General features: G+C 28.4%; 19 protein-coding genes. 14 read left to right on the forward strand and 5 right to left on the reverse strand.

The genetic code is table 11. The annotated features are described in order from the left end of the window. Positions 1 to 30 precede the first annotated feature (30 nt). From GOM42_RS03380 to GOM42_RS03420, 9 genes are all read left to right on the forward strand, one after another. The gene (locus GOM42_RS03380) at positions 31 to 570 is read left to right on the forward strand and encodes a hypothetical protein (protein WP_003476923.1); all 540 of its coding nucleotides are present in this window, start codon (positions 31 to 33) and stop codon (positions 568 to 570) included. A gap of 94 nt (positions 571 to 664) precedes the next feature. Further along, a complete protein-coding gene (locus GOM42_RS03385; RefSeq protein ID WP_078233387.1) occupies positions 665 to 1,777 on the forward strand; it encodes an anaerobic sulfatase maturase in 1,113 nt (370 codons plus the stop codon). A 210-nt stretch (positions 1,778 to 1,987) separates the two neighbouring features. Beyond that, positions 1,988 to 2,818: a phosphate ABC transporter substrate-binding protein gene (locus GOM42_RS03390; protein ID WP_003460571.1), complete on the forward strand. Its 831-nt coding sequence runs from the start codon at positions 1,988 to 1,990 to the stop codon at positions 2,816 to 2,818. A 223-nt stretch (positions 2,819 to 3,041) separates the two neighbouring features. Beyond that, a complete protein-coding gene (locus tag GOM42_RS03395) occupies positions 3,042 to 3,860 on the forward strand; it encodes a phosphate ABC transporter substrate-binding protein (protein WP_011590282.1) in 819 nt (272 codons plus the stop codon). Between the two features lie 81 nt (positions 3,861 to 3,941). Beyond that, a complete protein-coding gene (gene pstC / locus GOM42_RS03400) occupies positions 3,942 to 4,829 on the forward strand; it encodes a phosphate ABC transporter permease subunit PstC (protein ID WP_003453504.1) in 888 nt (295 codons plus the stop codon). 2 nt (positions 4,830 to 4,831) lie between these two features. Then, a complete protein-coding gene (gene pstA, locus GOM42_RS03405; RefSeq protein ID WP_003460575.1) occupies positions 4,832 to 5,656 on the forward strand; it encodes a phosphate ABC transporter permease PstA in 825 nt (274 codons plus the stop codon). A gap of 17 nt (positions 5,657 to 5,673) precedes the next feature. Further along, positions 5,674 to 6,435 carry a phosphate ABC transporter ATP-binding protein PstB gene (gene pstB / locus GOM42_RS03410; RefSeq protein WP_003453508.1) on the forward strand — a complete coding sequence of 254 codons (762 nt, stop codon included), beginning with the start codon at positions 5,674 to 5,676 and terminating at the stop codon, positions 6,433 to 6,435. A 24-nt stretch (positions 6,436 to 6,459) separates the two neighbouring features. Further along, positions 6,460 to 7,113: a phosphate signaling complex protein PhoU gene (gene phoU, locus GOM42_RS03415; RefSeq protein ID WP_078233388.1), complete on the forward strand. Its 654-nt coding sequence runs from the start codon at positions 6,460 to 6,462 to the stop codon at positions 7,111 to 7,113. Between the two features lie 159 nt (positions 7,114 to 7,272). Then, positions 7,273 to 7,968, forward strand: coding sequence for a response regulator transcription factor (locus tag GOM42_RS03420; protein WP_078233389.1), 696 nt, complete (start codon positions 7,273 to 7,275; stop codon positions 7,966 to 7,968). Positions 7,969 to 8,138: 170 nt separating this feature from the next. Here the strand turns inward: GOM42_RS03420 and GOM42_RS03425 are convergent, their stop codons facing one another. The 5 genes from GOM42_RS03425 to GOM42_RS03445 form a co-directional block, all read right to left on the reverse strand. Beyond that, the gene (locus GOM42_RS03425) at positions 8,139 to 8,762 is read right to left on the reverse strand and encodes a DUF3793 family protein (protein WP_003464415.1); all 624 of its coding nucleotides are present in this window, start codon (positions 8,760 to 8,762) and stop codon (positions 8,139 to 8,141) included. A gap of 33 nt (positions 8,763 to 8,795) precedes the next feature. Beyond that, positions 8,796 to 9,212: a flavodoxin gene (locus GOM42_RS03430; RefSeq protein ID WP_003480361.1), complete on the reverse strand. Its 417-nt coding sequence runs from the start codon at positions 9,210 to 9,212 to the stop codon at positions 8,796 to 8,798. Between the two features lie 413 nt (positions 9,213 to 9,625). Beyond that, positions 9,626 to 11,284 (reverse strand): glutamine--tRNA ligase/YqeY domain fusion protein, encoded by a 1,659-nt coding sequence (locus GOM42_RS03435; protein ID WP_003476932.1) that lies wholly within the window; start codon positions 11,282 to 11,284, stop codon positions 9,626 to 9,628. Between the two features lie 252 nt (positions 11,285 to 11,536). After that, the gene (locus GOM42_RS03440; protein WP_003452998.1) at positions 11,537 to 11,692 is read right to left on the reverse strand and encodes a zinc-ribbon domain-containing protein; all 156 of its coding nucleotides are present in this window, start codon (positions 11,690 to 11,692) and stop codon (positions 11,537 to 11,539) included. 154 nt (positions 11,693 to 11,846) lie between these two features. After that, entirely contained in the window at positions 11,847 to 12,935 is a 1,089-nt protein-coding gene (locus tag GOM42_RS03445) for a GerAB/ArcD/ProY family transporter (protein WP_011009947.1), read from the reverse strand. Positions 12,936 to 13,030: 95 nt separating this feature from the next. On the opposite strand from GOM42_RS03445, the gene GOM42_RS03450 reads away from it, so the two are divergent. The 5 genes from GOM42_RS03450 (at position 13,031) to tyrS (ending at position 18,883) form a co-directional block, all read left to right on the forward strand. Continuing rightward, complete coding sequence (locus tag GOM42_RS03450; protein WP_078233390.1) at positions 13,031 to 14,452, forward strand: spore germination protein; 1,422 nt, start codon at positions 13,031 to 13,033, stop codon at positions 14,450 to 14,452. After that, on the forward strand, positions 14,427 to 15,551 hold the full coding sequence (locus tag GOM42_RS03455) for a Ger(x)C family spore germination protein (protein ID WP_003460753.1): 1,125 nt from the start codon (positions 14,427 to 14,429) through the stop codon (positions 15,549 to 15,551). Before GOM42_RS03450 ends, GOM42_RS03455 begins: the two co-directional genes overlap by 26 nt. A 193-nt stretch (positions 15,552 to 15,744) precedes the next feature. Further along, positions 15,745 to 16,878 (forward strand): RNA-binding domain-containing protein, encoded by a 1,134-nt coding sequence (locus tag GOM42_RS03460; RefSeq protein WP_252597696.1) that lies wholly within the window; start codon positions 15,745 to 15,747, stop codon positions 16,876 to 16,878. A 75-nt stretch (positions 16,879 to 16,953) separates the two neighbouring features. Then, positions 16,954 to 17,367 carry an ATP-binding protein gene (locus GOM42_RS03465; RefSeq protein ID WP_003468443.1) on the forward strand — a complete coding sequence of 138 codons (414 nt, stop codon included), beginning with the start codon at positions 16,954 to 16,956 and terminating at the stop codon, positions 17,365 to 17,367. Between the two features lie 295 nt (positions 17,368 to 17,662). Further along, a complete protein-coding gene (tyrS, locus tag GOM42_RS03470) occupies positions 17,663 to 18,883 on the forward strand; it encodes a tyrosine--tRNA ligase (RefSeq protein ID WP_003460750.1) in 1,221 nt (406 codons plus the stop codon). Positions 18,884 to 19,057 lie beyond the last annotated feature (174 nt).

Genomic DNA, 19,057 nt, shown 5'->3' on the forward strand with positions numbered 1-19,057 from the left:
GCTTTTAGCAGAGGGAACAAAGGAGGAGTTATGGTTATTAGATTGATTGTATGTATTTTGATATTAGGTGGTTTAATTATTTATAGGAATAATAAATTAAAAACTATTAAGTTAGAAAAGAAAAAAACAGATTCAAAAGTTATTAGTTTATTATATGATAAGCTATCAAACGTATTATTAATATTTTCCGCTTTTGATATGGTAATTGGAGTTATGGCAAGAGAAGCTAATAATATTACATCAACTATATGGAGAGTATTAACTATTATTTTTTGTTTTGGAATGTTTATATATGCTACAAAGGAAAGTATTAAAAGTACTTTTATTATAAGAAAAAATGATTTTATTCTTTTTATAAATGGAGAGGAAAATATTAATTTTCATGATGTTAAAGAAATTAATATAATTAATACAGCTAATAAATATGTTTACTTAATTACTATATTCTTAAAAGATGGTAGAGAATATAGTATTAAAGGAAGAGATCAATATGAAATGAATAAGGTAGTAAGATTAATTAATGAAAAGATTGGTTATAAAGCTTTGAAAGAAGAGTTAGCAAAAGTTTAATACTATTAAGGATAGTTATTATATATTAATAAATTTTATTAGAAGTGATAAATATTTTTTATTATAATTGTGAAAAGTAAGAGGGGGAATTGGGATGCCACCATTAAGTTTGCTTATTAAGCCAGCTTCTAGTGGATGTAATTTAAAATGCACTTATTGTTTTTATCATTCTTTAAGTGACAATAGGAATGTTAAGAGCTATGGTATTATGAAAGATGAAGTTTTAGAAAGCATGGTCAAAGGGGTTTTGAATGAAGCTGATGGCCATTGTAGTTTTGCTTTTCAGGGAGGAGAACCTACCTTAGCAGGATTAGAATTTTTTGAAAAGTTAATTGAGATTCAGAGAAAACATAATTATAAAAATTTAAAAATATGTAATAGTTTGCAAACCAATGGGACTTTAATAGATGAAAGTTGGGCAAAGTTTTTAAGTGAAAATAAATTTCTTGTGGGACTATCTATGGATGGACCTAAGGAAATACACAATTTAAATAGAAAAGATTGTTATGGTTTAGATACCTTTAGTAAGGTAGAAAGGGCAACGGATTTATTTAAAAAGTATAATGTTGAATTTAATATATTATGCGTTGTGACCTCTAATACAGCTAGGCATGTAAATAAAATATATAGATATTTTAAGGAAAAAGATTTTAAATTTCTTCAATTTATAAATTGTCTTGACCCATTGTACGAGGAAAAGGGTAAATATAATTATTCTTTAAAGCCAAAGGATTATACTAAGTTTTTAAAGAATTTATTCGATTTTTGGTATGAAGATTTTCTAAATGGAAATAGAGTAAGCATTAGATATTTTGATGGTTTATTAGAAACAATTTTATTAGGAAAGTCATCATCTTGTGGAATGAATGGGACATGTACCTGTCAGTTTGTTGTGGAAAGTGATGGGAGTGTTTATCCTTGTGATTTTTATGTTTTAGATAAATGGAGACTAGGCAACATACAGGATATGACAATGAAAGAATTATTTGAAACAAATAAAAATCATGAGTTTATAAAATCATCCTTTAAAGTTCATGAAGAATGCCAAAGGTGTAAGTGGTTTAGACTTTGTAAAGGTGGATGTAGAAGGTGCAGAGATTCAAAGGAAGACTCAGACTTAGAGTTAAACTACTATTGTCAAAGCTACAAGGAATTCTTTGAATATGCCTTTCCAAGGCTAATAAATGTTGTCAAGACTATTAAATAATAATTAAGGTAGTGTTTTACCACTTAATTCATAACTTTTATTATAAGTGTTAATGATTATAAAAGGACTTGTATAAAAATAACTTTTTATAAAGTCTTTTTATTTTTTTTATTAACATGGACTTAACCTTAGCATAATTTCCTTTTAACATTGAGAAGATAATATAAGAGTGTACTCAATATTAACTGAGATTTTGGAGGGAATTTAAATATGTTTAAAAAGAGATTAATAGCAATTATAGGTACTATATTTATAGGTGCAACAGCCATGGTTGGATGTAATTCTGGAGGAAGCGAAGCAAAATCTACAAATTCAGTTAGTATATCTGGATCAACTTCTGTAGGGCCAGTTATGGAAGCAGAGGCGGAGGCTTTTAAGACTAAGAAACCAGATGTATCTATAGAAATAAATCAAATAGGATCATCAGCAGGTATTAAAAATGCTATGGAGGGAGTTTCAGAAATAGGAATGGCTTCTCGTGACCTTAAGGGAGAAGAAAAACAAGCAGGACTTAAAGAAGTAGAAATAGCTTATGATGGAATAGCTTTAATAACACATAAAAATAATCCAGTGAAGGATTTAACATTAGCTCAAATAAAAGACATATATACAGGAAAAATAACAAATTGGAAAGAACTTGGAGGGAATGATGCTCCAATAGTGGTTGTTTCTAGAGAGGATGGATCTGGAACAAGAGATGCTTTCCAAGAAATAGTGGGATTTAAGGCTGAAGAGTTAACTGTTAATTCTCAGATATCAGATGGATCAGGAAATATCAAGTCCTTAGTTCAAGGTAATGAAAATGCAATAGGATATATATCTTTTAGTTATGTTGATGATAGTGTAAGTGCAGTAAAGGTTGATGGAGTTGAAGCAACACCAGAAAATGTTTTAAATAAATCTTATAAAGTTTCAAGACCTTTCTTAGCAGTCTATAAGGAAGAGAATTTAACAGAATCAGGTAAGAGTTTTATAGATTTCATATTAAGTGAGGAAGGGCAAGACATAGTAGCTAAAGAACACTTAATAAAAGTAAAATAGTTCGCTTATATATTTAATATACATTTAATCCTAAGAATAGATTATTTATATTCTTAGGATTTTTTTATTAGATTTTTTTACATAGATTTAACATAGAAATAATATTAACTTAACCTAAGAGAAATAAGATTAATCTTGTAAGCGAAACAAAAATATAAAATTAAATAAAAATAAATTATTAGATTTTAAAATGTATATTAAATTTATATAAGCGGAGGAAAAAATGAATAGGAGAAGAGTAGTAATTGCATTAAGCAGTATTTTAGCAATGGGCTTTTTATTAACAGGATGTGGTGGAGGATCAAGAGCTAATATAATAAAAATTTCAGGCTCAAGTTCAGTAGGACCATTAGTAGAGGCTGAAGCAGAAGTTTTTAAAAAGGAGATGCCAGATATTACTGTTGAGGTAAATCAATTAGGATCATCAGCAGGAATAAAAGATGCTATAAATGGAACTGTAGAGATAGGAATTTCTTCAAGAGATTTAAAGGAAAAGGAATTAGAATCTGGAATTAAAGAAAAACCTATTGCCTATGATGGTATGTCAGTAATAATTAACAATGAAAATCCAGTGCAAAATCTTACAATGGAGCAGATTAGGGATATATATACAGGTAAAATAACAAACTGGAAAGAGGTTGGTGGAGAAGATACTCCAATAGTATTAGTTTCAAGGGAAGATGGATCAGGAACAAGAGATGCCTTCCAAGAAATTGTTGGATTCAATTCAGAAGAAATAAGTCCACAGGCTCAGATTTCAGATGGTTCTGGAAGTATTAAAACAATGGTAGCAGGAAATAAGAATGCAATAGGATATATATCCTTTAGTTATGTAGATGATTCAGTGCACGCTGTTAGTATTGATGGAGTAAAGCCTACAGCTGAAAATGTACAAAATAAAAAGTACAAGCTATCAAGACCATTTTTATTAGTATATAAAGAGGAAAATTTAAATGAAAATTCAAAGAAATTTATAGATTTCATAATGAGTAAAGAAGGACAAGAAATAGTTGAAGAAGATGGATTAATAAGTGTAACTTAATACTTATTTATTAAAGAGAATTAATTTAAGAAAAATGTCAAAGATATATTTATTGGAGATTAATTTAAGGTGGAGGTAAATATGGAAGCTAAAAGTCAGAATAATAAGAGTAAATATTTCATAGAAAGCTTAACTGAAAAGATATTTTTAATTAGTGCCTCAGTAGCTGTAATAAGTTTACTTTTAATAATAGGATTTGTTTTTTATAAGGGATTAAGACCCTTCATAATAGAAGGATATTCTTTCTGGGATTTCATATTTGGTACACAATGGATACCAAGTGCAAATAAATATGGAATATTACCTATGATTGTGGCTTCTTTAGGTGCTACAATAGGAGCTTTATTAATAGGTGTTCCTGTGGGAATATTAACATCAATATTCATAGCAGAGATAGCACCAAAGAAAATAGCAAAAATTATGTCAGGAGCAGTAGAACTTTTAGCTGGAATCCCTTCTGTTTTATATGGAGTATTTGGATTAGCAATAATAGTTCCTACAATACAAGAGGTATTTAATTTACCTAAAGGACAAAGTTTGCTAGCTGTAATAATAGTATTAGCAATAATGATGTTACCGACGGTAATAACAGTATCAGAGACTGCTATAAGAGCTGTACCTAATGCATATAAAGAAGGATCATTAGCCTTAGGAGCATCAAAAACTGAAACAATATTTAAAGTTATTGTACCAGCGGCTAAATCAGGAATAATGACAGGGGTAGTATTAGGAATAGGTAGAGCAATTGGAGAAACAATGGCAGTTATATTAGTAGCGGGAAATACACCTGTTATTCCAAGTTCTATAATGGATAGTGTAAGACCTCTTACAACTAATATAGCCTTAGAAATGGGGTATGCATTTGGAACTCACCAAGAAATGCTATTTGCAACAGGGGTAGTATTATTTACATTCATATTAATACTAAACTTAGTACTTAGTAAACTTTCTAACAAGGGCGGTAAATAAATATGAGAAAAGTTAAAGATAATATATTAAATGGGTTAGTTTGGTTATCAGCCATCTTTACAATAGGAATTCTTGTAATTATTTTAGGATTCATATTTATAAAGGGCATAGGAAAAATAAATTTAACATTCTTAACAAGTAATTATTCAGCTGGTGGCGGTGGTGGAATATTGCCAATGATAGTAACAACCTTATGGACTGTTTTACTTTCCTTAGCAGTGGCTACTCCCATAGGAGTTTTGGGAGCTGTATATTTACAAGAATATGCTAAACAAGGAAAGATGGTTAAGTTTATAAGATTTGCTACTGAAAGTTTAGCAGGTATTCCTTCAATTGTTTATGGATTATTTGGAGGTATATTCTTTGTAGTAGCTTTAAAAATGGGGTATTCAATTTTAGCAGGTTCATTAACAGTATCAATAATAATTTTACCTGTAATAATTAGAACTACAGAAGAAGCTTTAAAAACTGTGCCGGAATCATATAGAGAAGCATCCTTAGGATTAGGTGCTACAAAGTTTCAAACTTTATATAAAGTAATATTACCAAGTGCAATGCCTGGAATACTTTCAGGAGTAATATTATCAATAGGACGTATAATAGGGGAATCAGCAGCTATATTACTTACTGCTGGAACTGTTGCACAAATGCCAAAAGGAATTTTTTCAAGTGCAAGAACACTTACAGTTCAAGCTTACCTTGTAACAAAGGAAAAAGGAGATATAGAAACAGCAGCGGCAGTTGGAATAGTTCTTATAGTTATAATACTAGCATTAAATATTTCAGCTAAGTTAATAGCTAAAAAATTTAATAAGGCAAACTATTAATTTAAGGTGGTATTAAGATGAGTGATAAGAAAACAAAAATTCAAGTAAGAGATTTAGATTTATTTTATGCAAGTAATCATGCGTTAAAGAAAATTAATATAGATATAAAAGAAAATGAAGTTACAGCACTAATTGGTCCTTCAGGATGTGGTAAATCAACTTTCCTTCGTACTTTAAATAGAATGAATGATTTGATTCCTATAGTTAGAATTGAAGGAGAAATACAGGTCGATGGAAAAGATATATACAAAGACGATGATGTTATAGCACTTCGTACTAAAGTAGGGATGGTATTTCAAAAGCCTAATCTTTTCCCAATGAGTATATATGACAATGTTGCTTATGGACCAAGAGTACATGGAATAAAAGATAAAAAGGTTTTAGATAAGATTGTAGAAGAGAGTTTAAGAGATGCTGCTATTTGGGATGAGGTTAAGAATAGATTAAAATCTTCTGCCTTAGGTCTTTCAGGAGGGCAGCAACAAAGAATATGTATTGCTAGGGCTATAGCTATGAATCCAGAAATAATTCTTATGGATGAGCCAACATCAGCTTTAGACCCAATATCAACATTAAAAGTAGAAGAGCTTATAAGAAAGCTTGAGGATAAATATACTATAGTAATAGTAACACATAATATGCAGCAGGCGGCGCGTATATCAGATAAAACAGCATTCTTCTTAAATGGAGAGCTTGTAGAGTTTAGTGATACTAATACAATCTTTACAAATCCAAGAGATAAGAGAACAGAAGATTATATAACAGGAAGATTTGGCTAAAATTATAAGGGGTGATTAGAGTAAATGAGTATAGATGATTTAAGAATAAGTATAAAAGAATTAAAATCTGAAACTAAAGAAATGATGGAATTATGTGAAGTAGCCATAGAAAAATCAGTGGATTCAATAGTTAATAAGGATTTAGATCTAGCTAGAGAAGTTATAAAAATGGATGATGATATAGATAACTTAAGAAATAAAATAATTGAAAAATCTATTGAACTTACTGCTTTAAAGCAGCCTATGGCTAAAGACTTAAGAAATGTATATGCTTTATCAACTATAGCTATGGAACTTGAGAGAGTAGGAGATTATTCAGTAAATATAGCTATGGAAACAATAAAAATAGATAATGAAGAGCATATTACAGGAATGGTAGGCATACCTAAAATGAAATCAGTTTGTTTAAATATGCTAAATGCTGCAAAAAATGCATTAGATAGTAATGAAACAAAGTTAGCTTATGATGCCGCCTTAGAGGATAATATAGTTGATGATTTATATAATGATGTTTATGTAAATTTATTAGCTGCAATGCATAAAGACTCTAATAATATAAATCAAGGGGTTAAATTAATATTTGTTGCTAGATATTTAGAGAGAATAGGTGATCATATAACTAATGTTTGTGAGAATATAGTCTATGCCATAAAAGGTGATATGACTGAACTAGGATAATAACATAAAATATAAATAAGATAAAATTTAGCTTATTAGGTCTGACTTAATTAGTATAATAATTTAAAGATATATCTATAAGTGGTATATCTTTTTTTGTTTTCAATATTGTGATAAGCTATAAAATAGGGTAGTGTTTTGGGTAAAGGAGGGACAAGAATGACAAATAAAAAAGTCCTAATAGTAGATGATGAGGAACATATTAGAGAACTTATAAAATTTAATTTAAAAAAAGAGGGATATGATACAGAAGTTGCTGTTAATGGAACTGAAGCTCTAAAGCTTATAAGAGAAATTAAGTTTGATTTAATACTTTTAGATTTAATGCTTCCAGAAATAGATGGCTTAGAAATATGTAAAGAAATTAGAAGAAATGAAGAAACTTCAGATATTCCAGTAATGATGATTACAGCAAAGGGGGAAGAGTTTGATAAAGTATTAGGCTTAGAACTTGGAGCAGATGATTATATAACAAAGCCATTTTCAATAAGAGAACTTATGGCTAGAGTAAAAGCTTTACTTAGAAGAAGTAATGTTAAAAAAGAAGAAAATATAATTAAATTTGGTGATGTAGTAGTTAATTTTAAAACAAGAGAAGTAACAAAAGGAACTCAAAATGTAGAATTAACATTAAAGGAGTTTGAATTATTAAAGCTTCTTATAAAGAATAAGGGCAATATATTAACTAGAGAACTTTTGCTTGATAAAATTTGGGGATATGAATACATAGGTGAAACAAGAACAGTAGATGTTCATATTAGACATTTACGCAAAAAGATTGAAAGTGATGATAAAAATCCTCAATATATTCAAACTATAAGAGGAGTTGGATATAAGTTTACAAGCAATGAATAATTACAATGTAAAGGATAAACTTATAATTACTTATTAAAGTAGTATATTAAAAAATAAATTGCATATATGAAGAGCAACTTATAGGTGTAGTAAATTTAGAGCAAAAATAAGAAAAAAATAAAACCACTCAGATAATGGCAGAAATCTGAGTGGTTTATTAGCAATGAGAGTCAAATAGTAAATTTATATACATTATTTGTCAAGTTATAAACTTCCTTTAAATCCTTACCAGAAAGCAAGTGATTCATTATTATTTCTTTTGAACTATCATAAAGTTCAAAGATTTCTTGGGCTTTTTTCTCTTCTTCATATACCTTCCAATATCCACAAAGGAGGCATTTGCTCTTAGTACATTCCATAAAGCATTCTACATCCTTAACCGGAATTCCTAGAAAAATACCTAATTCATGAGGACAATGGAATGAATCATATCTATTAACTAAATGAGTTAATATTTCATCAATGCTCATAGTTAATCTATAGTCTAGTTTTTCTAAAAAATCCATGGAAGATTTTTTATATACAGTATTCATTAAATTTATTTCATCATAAATTAATACTACCTTAGAATTTACAGTTTCTCTAAGCAATATGTGCTTTAAATTAAGATCTTTTAAGAAATCTTCACCATACATATCCCAAAGCTTATATAAATTATGACCTTGCTTTGAAAGAGTAATGGTGGAAGAAGGCTTAATCCCTGTTATTACAGGAGAAATTAAATATGATATAAAGGATCTCATATATTTTTCGTTGTTAAGAGTTTCTAAGAGATTAAGGAAATCATTATTCATTTCAGCTTCTTCCACCTTTCTTTCAAATAAATTTTAAAGTGCTTTACCAGCAGCTTTACAATTTTCTATGTCTTCTCCTTCTGGAGTATTATTAACTATTAATGTATTTACTACATTTGCACCGTAGCCTTCCATTCTATCTTTCCAAGTATCCATCCATTCACCAGTTCCCCAGTCATATGAACCGAATAATAAAGTTGGTTTTCCAGATACAAGTCCTGAAATTTCTTCAACAAATGGATCCATTTCGCCTTCTTCAATAGTTTCACATCCCATAGCCGGAGAACCTAAAGCTAATACATCACATCCTTCTACATCTAGAGTAGATGCATCAGAAACATTTAAAAGTTTTACTTCTAATCCGTTTTCTTTAGCTCCTTCAGCTATTAAGTTAGCCATAGCTTCTGTATTACCAGAACCTGACCAAAAAATAATATTTAATTTTTTCATATATATCACCTCGTAAATTTAATTCTTATTATTAATGAAAATCAATTTCAATTAGTTTATGTCATTATAATACAATAGTAAGATAATAATGTCAATAGTAAATGATAATAATTTTCAATAAGTGGTGAAAATTTTTTTATGAAAAAGAATAAAGAGAAATAAAGTGTATATATTTCTTTGAAAATTAAAGGTATGGGAAATTTATAATAGATTTTTGAGGGGATTAAGGAACATAGAAAATATTTAACTTAAATTAGAGAAAATAAATACAAGTAAAATTTATTAATAGATTTAAATAAGAAAAAGAGCAGTATCAAATATTAATGATAAAACTTATAAACAGTATAAATAGAATAGAGTTATAAGTTTTATTAAAAAATATTTTGACACATGCCCTTAAATATTATTTTTTATTATTTTAATTTAAATGAACTCTTTAATGAAACTATTCTGTTGAATACTAAATTATCATCACTTGTGAAATTAGGATCAACATTGAAGTATCCATGTCTAAATAATTGATATTTATCTTGAGGTTTAGCATCTTTAGCACTTGGCTCAATGAATCCCTTACATATAGTTAATGAGTTAGGATTTATTTGCTCAAGGAAGTGCTTTCCTTCATTTTCTTCACAATCATCTAAGATTAATGGTTCATATAATCTAAATTCAGCAGGAATACAGTTATTAGCATCAACCCAGTGGATTGTTCCTTTAACTTTTCTTCCAGTAAATCCAGTTCCACTCTTAGTTTCTGGGTCATAAGTACAGTGAATTTCTGTAACTTCACCATTTTCATCTTTTATTACTTCGTTACATTTTACAAAATAAGCACCTTTTAATCTTACTTCGTTTCCTGGGAATAATCTGAAATATTTCTTTGGAGGATTTTCCATGAAATCTTCTCTTTCAATATAAACTTCTCTTGAGAATGTAACAGCTCTTTTACCAGCTGATTCATCCTTTGGATTATTTTCTATTTCAAGAATTTCTGATTCTCCCTCAGGATAGTTTGTTATAACTAATTTAAGTGGATTTATAACAGCCATAGCTCTTGGAGCAGTTTCTTGAAGGTCTTCTCTTATGAAATGCTCAAGCATTTGAGAATCAACAGTAGAATCTGCCTTAGCAACTCCTATAGCTTTACAGAAGTTTCTTATTGACTTAGGAGTATAACCTCTTCTTCTAAGTCCAGCAACAGTAGGCATTCTTGGGTCATCCCAACCATCAACTATGCCTTCATCAACTAATTGCTTTAACTTTCTTTTACTCATAACAGTGTTTGTGATATTAAGTCTTGCAAACTCAATTTGTCTTGGAACACTTTCCATTTCACATTCTTTAACGAACCAATCATATAATGGTCTGTGATCAGCAAATTCTAAAGTACAAATAGAGTGAGTTATTCCTTCAATAGCATCTTCTAATGGATGAGCAAAGTCATACATAGGGTAGATACACCATTTATCACCTGTATTATGGTGACTAGCATGAGCAATTCTATAAATTATAGGATCTCTAAAGTTTATGTTAGGTGAGCTCATATCTATTTTAGCTCTTAAAACTTTTGAACCGTCCTCAAATTCACCTTTTCTCATTCTTTCAAATAGATCTAAGTTTTCTTCAATTGATCTATTTCTATATGGACTTTCCTTACCAGGCTCAGTAAGAGTACCTCTATATTCTTTTATTTCTTCTGGAGTTAAATCACAAACATAAGCTTTACCTTTTTTAATTAAAAGTAGAGCTCTTTTATACATTTCATCAAAGTAGTTTGATGCAAAATGTAATTCGCTCCAGTTATAACCTAACCAATGAACATCTTCTTTAATAGATTCAACGTATTCAGTATCCTCTTTAGTTGGATTTGTATCATCAAATCTTAGGTTAGTTCTTCCGTTAAACTCTTTTCCTAATTCAAAGTTTAAAACTATAGACTTTGCATGACCTATATGTAAATATCCATTAGGTTCAGGTGGAAAACGAGTTATTATTGTATCATGTTTTTTGCTATCTAAATCATCTATTATTATATTTCTTATAAAGTTTGATGAGTGCTCAGCATTTGACATTGTTTATCATCCCTTTTCTCTCATTTTTATATACTCATAAATATATCATAAAAAGCAAAATCTATCCATAATATATTAAAAAAATGAGTATATAGTTTTTAATAAAATTATATTTAATTATGTATAAAAATCATAAGTTAGATTGCTCTATATAATATTTCCAAATAAGATTATTTTTATGAAATAGAAATGAAAAAAGTTCTGCAAAGTGCAGAACTTTTAATTTATGAATAAACTTGCGTTAATTATCAATTATCTATTCATTTTTTGAGCTTTTCTTGCTTTTCTGCAAGCTGGGCATCTAACTGGATCGTTTTCAAATCCTTTTTCTTTGAAGAATTCTTGTTCTCCTACAGTGAATACGAATTCTTTTCCACAGTCTTTACAAACTAAATTTTTATCTTCCATTTCTTTTACCTCCTGTAAAATTTACTAGGTACGTTTGAGATCTATACTATAAAACTAATAAAATAAATTTTACAGGACAGAAATAAAGTACATATCTACTAAATTTTATTTTATATATTGATTATATCATATAGAAAAAAGAATACAATACTTTTTACTTCAAATATTTAAATTTCTGACGCTTAAAATAAGCTAGTGTATATATGATTATAGGGCATATAAACAGCACTATTAGAAGTATGTATTGATAGTATCTTAATAGTATAAAAAGGGTATAGGCATTCTTAGCAGCTAAGTAAGAAAAGGCATATACTATTACTGAAATTAATGCTATAAAATTACGTTTATATTTTACCCTATCTTTCCAAATTGTATACAATGAAAAAATAGTTATTAAATATTTTACAACCCAAGAAAGAGTAGAAGAAATCATTACAAAAACATTTCCATTCTCTACAAAACCACCAAAATAAATTCTTTGAGTTTGAACAAATTGAGGATAAAAAACATTTGCAGACCTCAAAGAACCTAGGGTTGATATTAGTATAACAACACACAAAGCACAAAATATAGATGTTAAAAGTATTGTGTTTATTGAGATTTTTTTTAAGTTTTTCTTATCATCTATTCTTGGAAGAATAGGTAAAACTATAGCTAAGCTTGATAAGGAGCCTAATTGAGTTAAAGCACAAAGAATATATTCTGAAATTCTTCTATCCTTAAATATAGGAAGAAGAAGTGTGTAATCTATATATCTAATGTTTAATAATGCTAATAATAAATTAATTGCAAGTACAATGCTTACGCAAACTATACATATTATAAGTATGCTATTAAATCTATTTTTACCTATTAAAAATACAGTTATTATGAAAAACAATAAACAATACCATATTGGACTTTGAGCAAAAATATTAACGTTTATAGAAGATGAGCTTACAGAAGCTGATTCTATGCACATTAAGACTAAAGTAAGTGAAAATATTAATATATAAATATTTCCTAAGGGTTTACCAAGAACTATATAGCAAGTTTCTTTAAAGTCATAATATTCTATCTTTGAGATTACACTAAAAATAAAGGAAGTTACAAAGAAAAATATAATTCCAGAGATTATAGTGAAAATCCAAGTATCTCTTCCACCTATTTTTATAAATAAGGATGTATAGTTAACCAAAGATGTACTTATGGCAGCAATGATAAAAAATATAAAATGTCTTGCAGTTAGCTTTCCCAAAGACATCACCTCATTTCTTTTATAATTTCAAATTTTAGTATTCTCAAAAAAATGAATATTAAACATAATACTAGCGGATAATATTTTTGGGTGATAAATGAATGCAAAAACAATTAGATTTCTTAAAAGACAAATTAAAAGATAGTTTTGATGTTAAGTATAGGGAGGTGGATACAGCTTTAGGACCGGCCACAATTGTTTTTATGGATGTTTTATGTTCTACTCAGTTCATAAGTGAGTACATAGTAAAACCATTAACCTTAGTTAAGGATGGAATAAAAGATGAAAATGATATTATGACTAAGGTTATAGATATAAACATAACAAATTGGTCAAAGGATAAAAATGATACATTACTTCATGTATTATCAGGGGATGTAGTAATAATCTTTGATAAGTTTGATAAGGTAATTTATTGCGAAACAAAGGGTTATACAAGAAGAGGTGTTGGAATTCCAATAACAGAAGCAGTAATAAAGGGACCTAGAGAAGGTTTTAATGAGGCCTTTGTGGATAATGTTACATTATTAAGAAGAAGGATAAAAAATCATAATTTAAAATTTGAGCCTTTATATGTAGGGGAAGATACTCAAACTGTAGTATGCATATCTTATATAAAAAATAAAGCTCCAAAGGAATTAATTGATGAAATCAGAGAAAAAATAAAAAATTTAGATTATAAGTTTATATTAGATACTAATTATATTGAGGCTAAACTTAGAGAAGATAGAACTTTATTTGATACTATTGGATATACAGAAAAAGCAGATGAGGTAGCAGCAAAACTATTAGAAGGAAGGGTTGCAATAATAGTAGATGGAACTCCTTTTGTTCTTACAGTACCTTTCTTTTTTATAGAAAATTTTCAAACACCAGATGATTATTATTTAAATAGGTATTTTACTAGTTTTACTAGAATTTTAAGATGGATAGCATTTTTTATTGCTATGTTTTTACCAGGAATATATGTTGCATTAGTTACTCATCATTTTTCGGTTTTACCTAGTTTATTTGTCTTTAGACTAGCAGTTGCTAGGGCTGGGGTTCCATTTCCTATAGTAGCAGAGGTAATAATAATGATGTTATTATTCCAAATAATAAAAGAAGCAGGTTTAAGATTGCCTCAACCTATAGGAACATCTATGAGTTTAGTATCAGGACTTATTTTAGGAGAGGCTGCTGTGGGAGCTGGTATTGCTTCAAGAATAACTATTGTAGTAGTTGCCTTAAGTGCCGTTTGTTATTTCTTAATTCCTAAGCTTTATGGTGCAGTATCGATTTGGAGTATAGGAATAGTAATTACAGCTGCCTTTTTTGGAATTCCTGGTGTGATTTTAATAAGCGTTGTATTATTATCTCACTTAGCACATTTAAGAAGTTGTGAATATCAATACTTATTCCCACTAGGAACTTTAAATAGATATAAATTTAAAGACATTATTATGAGAGGAAGATTAGACGAAATATCAAAAGATATAGTCGGTAAGGATGGTAAAAATGAACCTAAAGAAAGTTATAGCTAGTTTACTAAGCATAATAATTATGTCAACCATGCTTATTGGTTGCTATAATTATAAGGATATAAATAGAGTTACATTTGTAACAAGCTTAATATTTGATGAAAATGAAGTGGGAAATATAGATATATATTTAGATTGTGTAAAACCTTATAGAAGTTCAAATGAAAGTTCTGATAAAGGAAGAAGAGTATTATATAAAGGTACTGGAAAAACAGTTTTAGAAGCTATTAAGGATATAAATATGTATTCTAGTAGTAAGTTAGACTTTACTCAATGCAAGGGATATATATTTACAGAGAAGGCCGCTAAAAATGGTATAAGAAAGTACATAGATATTATAAATAAAAATCAAGAATTCATGATTAGACCTTATATGTTTGTTTTATTTGGTTCTCCAGAAGAACTTTTAAATGATGTAACTGTTGATGAAGAATATTTAGGTGTTTTTATTGATGATTTAGTTCAAAGGATGAATAAAAGTCCTAGAGTTATAGCTATTGATGCTAATGATTATTTAGAGCTTAGAACTAATTATGGAAACCTACTAGTTTTAGGAGCATTAAGTATAAGAGATGATATGGAAGAAAAAAGATTAGAGTTAAGCGGAGGAGCCTTGCTAAAAAATGAGGTCTTAGTGAGAAGAATAACTGCAGAGGAAGGTATGAGCTATAATCTTTTAATGGGAGATTTAAAAAGAGGAACTCTAGAAGTTATGAACCCTCAAGACCCTAATACTTTTATAACATTAGATATATCTAATGCAAAAACAAAGACATCAATAAGTTATGATGGAGAAAATATAACTCTTTATAAGGATATAAAAGTTAAATGTTTAATTGGGGAATCACAATCAAGACTCATTGTGGATGAAAAACTTTTAAATCTTTTAGAGTTAGAAGAAGAGGCAGTAATAAAACAATACTTAGAACTTTTCTTTGAAAGCTTTAAAGAGAGTGATATAGACATTGTTAATGTTGGTAATCTTTTTTATAGAAAATATCCAGATGAGGTATTAGAAAAGGATCCTATAAGTATTACAAATTTAAAGATTAATGTTGATGTTGAAATTGATGGCACAACAATTACAGGAAATACACTTTAAATAAGTCTATATTTTAAGTATAAATTGCTTTTAATATGCAGATTAAGAGCTGATTTAATAAATAGTTTCTTAAATTATAAATACAATCAATTTAAAAAAGCCTATGGAATATAATGTTCTATGGGCTTTAATTTTATGCTATATTTTATTTAAGGTATAAGGGCAATAATATTTATTAAAGAAGAGGGTTATTATGAATGAGAATAAACTGAGAAGATTAATAAAGAAAAATGAATATGAAAAATTAGATTTTAAATTAAAGATAGAGCTTTTTACAGAAAGTGTGAAAAAAGAACTTGCAAAGGATATATGTGCTATAGCTAATTCTAGAGGGGGAAGAGGTTATATAATAATAGGAGTTGAGGATAAAACAAAGAAAATAGTTGGTGTGGATGTTGATTATATTACTGAAGAAAGAGTTCAACAAATAGTTGCCTCAAGGATTGAACCGCCTGTTCCAATAAGTTTAGAGGAATGTTTTTTAGATGGAAAAAGATTATTGGTAATAGTAATATTTAATAGCTATCAAAAGCCTTATCAAATCAGGGAAAATGGAGCCTTTTATATAAGAAGAGGGTCAACTACAGATATTATGAGAAAACAAGAGCTTTTATCAGAATTTCAAAAAGGTATAAGCTTTAATTTGGAGACATGCCCCATAGTAAATAGTAATATAGACTTTTTAAATGAGGAATTAGTAAGAAGATATTTTTATCTAAAGGGTATTAAAATATCTAAGGAAAATAGAGAGTTTTTACTTAGTAGTAGCAATATAATTCATAAAAATAATATCTCTGGGAAATCAATGTGTACACTAGGTGGATTATTAGTTTTTTCAGATGTAAATAGTATTTATATACCACATAATATGATAAAAATAAGAAATTTATTAGGTGGAGAACAAACTTTTATAATAAGAGGAAATATTTTAGACATGATGAAAAGCATGGAGAAAAAATTAAGAGAAATAGTACCTAATGAATATCCTGTAGCCTTAATAATTGATACTATAAGAAATATTTTGATATACAGAGATTACTCTCAATATAATAAGATTGTTGAGGTGGTCTTAGGAAAGAAAGAATTAACAGTATATTGTCCAGGAGAAATTGTAAAAAGATATAGAGATGGACGTATAGGATATATAAAGAGAAATATGTGGATATATGAAAAAATAATAAGCTTAGACAGTAGAGATGGGGAAATGAATTACAATTTAGGGGGAAAAGAAGTAAAGGAGAGCTTTACTAATAAGGTGAAAGTTATAACAGTTAATGAAGAAAATATAACTAAATTTATATTTAATAAATATAGAACAATAGGTTAATATTTTGAGGGTATTAGGAATATTATATATAAAGTAAGTTTTTACCTGATAAAATATTATTAAGGGGTGGTAAAGATGATTCAATTATTCTTTAACCAAAGAGGCGCTGGAAAGAGCAAAAATTTAGTTAAACTAGCTAATGAAGAAATTGAAAAGTCTAAAGGAAGTATTATTTTTATTGATAATGATAATAAAAGAATGCTTCAGTTAAATAAAAAGGTTAGACTTATACCTATGGACAATTATTGTGTAAAGAGTTATGATCAATTTTATGGATTTTTACAAGGGATAATTTCTAGAGATTATGATGTAGAAAGTATATATATTGATAGCATAGCAAATATTTTGGATGATATAAAATTAGAGGATTTAGAAAATTATTTGAAAAAAATAGAACTTATGAGCAGAGAACTTAATGTAAACGTATTTGTAACTATTCATGGAGATGTGAGAGTAATGCCTGAAAATATCAAGAAATATGTGGCTTAAGCTTTAGCTAGTTTAGAAAATAAATTGTTTTATATAGATTTATGTAGTATTTATGATATTTAATACTATGGGTATAATAAGAACTATAATTAAAAGTTATGGTTCTTATTTTTTTATATATTTTTAGTGAGCCTTGGTTTGGGCTAGTTATTTAGATTTGTATAATTAAAAAAATAGCTTTTTTTTAAAATCAATTGAGAATTAATATAATAAAGGATATACTATATACTATATGATTGCTAAATATAGCACCAGCAAGTAAGCTGGATTAGAATTTTTTTGGAGGGATAAACAAATGGCTAATGTATTAGATACGTTAATGGAACGTGGGTACATAAAACAGTTTACTCATGAAGCTGAAACAAGAGAACTTTTAGAGAAGGAAAAAGTTACTTTTTATATAGGATTTGACCCAACAGCTGATAGTTTACATGTAGGACACTTCATTGCAATGATGTTTATGGCTCATATGCAAAAGGCTGGACATAGACCAATAGCTTTAATTGGTGGAGGTACAGCTACAATTGGAGATCCAAGTGGTAAGACTGATATGAGAAAGATGATGACAAATGAGACTATAGCTCATAATGTTGCTTGTATCAAAAAGCAAATGGAGAAATTCATAGATTTTTCAGATGATAAAGCTATACTTGTTAACAATGCTGATTGGTTATTAAACCAAAACTATGTTGAATTCTTAAGAGAGGTTGGAGTTCACTTCTCAGTTAACAGAATGCTTTCAGCAGAATGTTTTAAACAAAGACTTGAAAGAGGTCTTTCATTCTTAGAATTTAACTACATGTTAATGCAAGGATATGACTTCTATGTTTTAAATAAAAAATACAACTGTAAAATGGAGCTAGGTGGAGATGACCAATGGTCAAACATGATAGCTGGTGTTGAACTTGTAAGAAAGAAATCACAAGAGAGTGCATATGCTATGACTTGTACATTATTAACTAACTCAGAAGGACAAAAAATGGGTAAAACAGTTAATGGTGCATTATGGTTAGATCCAGAGAAAACTTCTCCATACGAGTTCTACCAATACTGGAGAAATGTTAATGATGCAGATGTTGAAAAATGCTTAAAACTATTAACATTTATTCCAATGGATGAAGTTAGAAGACTTTCAAGTTTAGAAGGTTCTCAAATAAATGAAGCTAAAAAAGTTTTAGCATTTGAGGTAACTAAACTTGTACATGGTGAAGAGGAAGCTACAAAAGCTCAACAAGCTGCTGAAGCTTTATTTGGAAAAGGTGGAGACATGAGTAATGTTCCAACTTATGAAATGGGAAAAGATAAGTTAGGTGCTGAACTTTTAGATATTTTAGTTGAAGCTGAAATAGTTCCATCAAAAGCTGAAGGAAAAAGACTTGTTAAGCAAGGTGGATTATCATTAAATGGAGAAAAAGTTGCTGATTTTAAAAAGACATTAGAAGAAGCTGACTTTGAAAATGGTGAAGTTTTAATTAAAAGAGGTAAGAAAAACTACAATAAAATAGTTTTAGCATAATTCTTTTTTAGAAGAGTGTATTAGAATATATTAGCTAATTATTATTAGTGGTAATATATTCTATTTACACTCTTTTATTTATATGTGATTTTAATTAGATATTTACACTTAATTTAATCTAGTTATTTATCAAATAATAATATATAAATCCAGAGGGTTACAATTAATTAAGAA

The sequence above is a fragment of the Clostridium sp. 16K-1-R1 genome (assembly GCF_023921145.1).
GTDB lineage: Bacteria > Bacillota > Clostridia > Clostridiales > Clostridiaceae > Sarcina > Sarcina perfringens.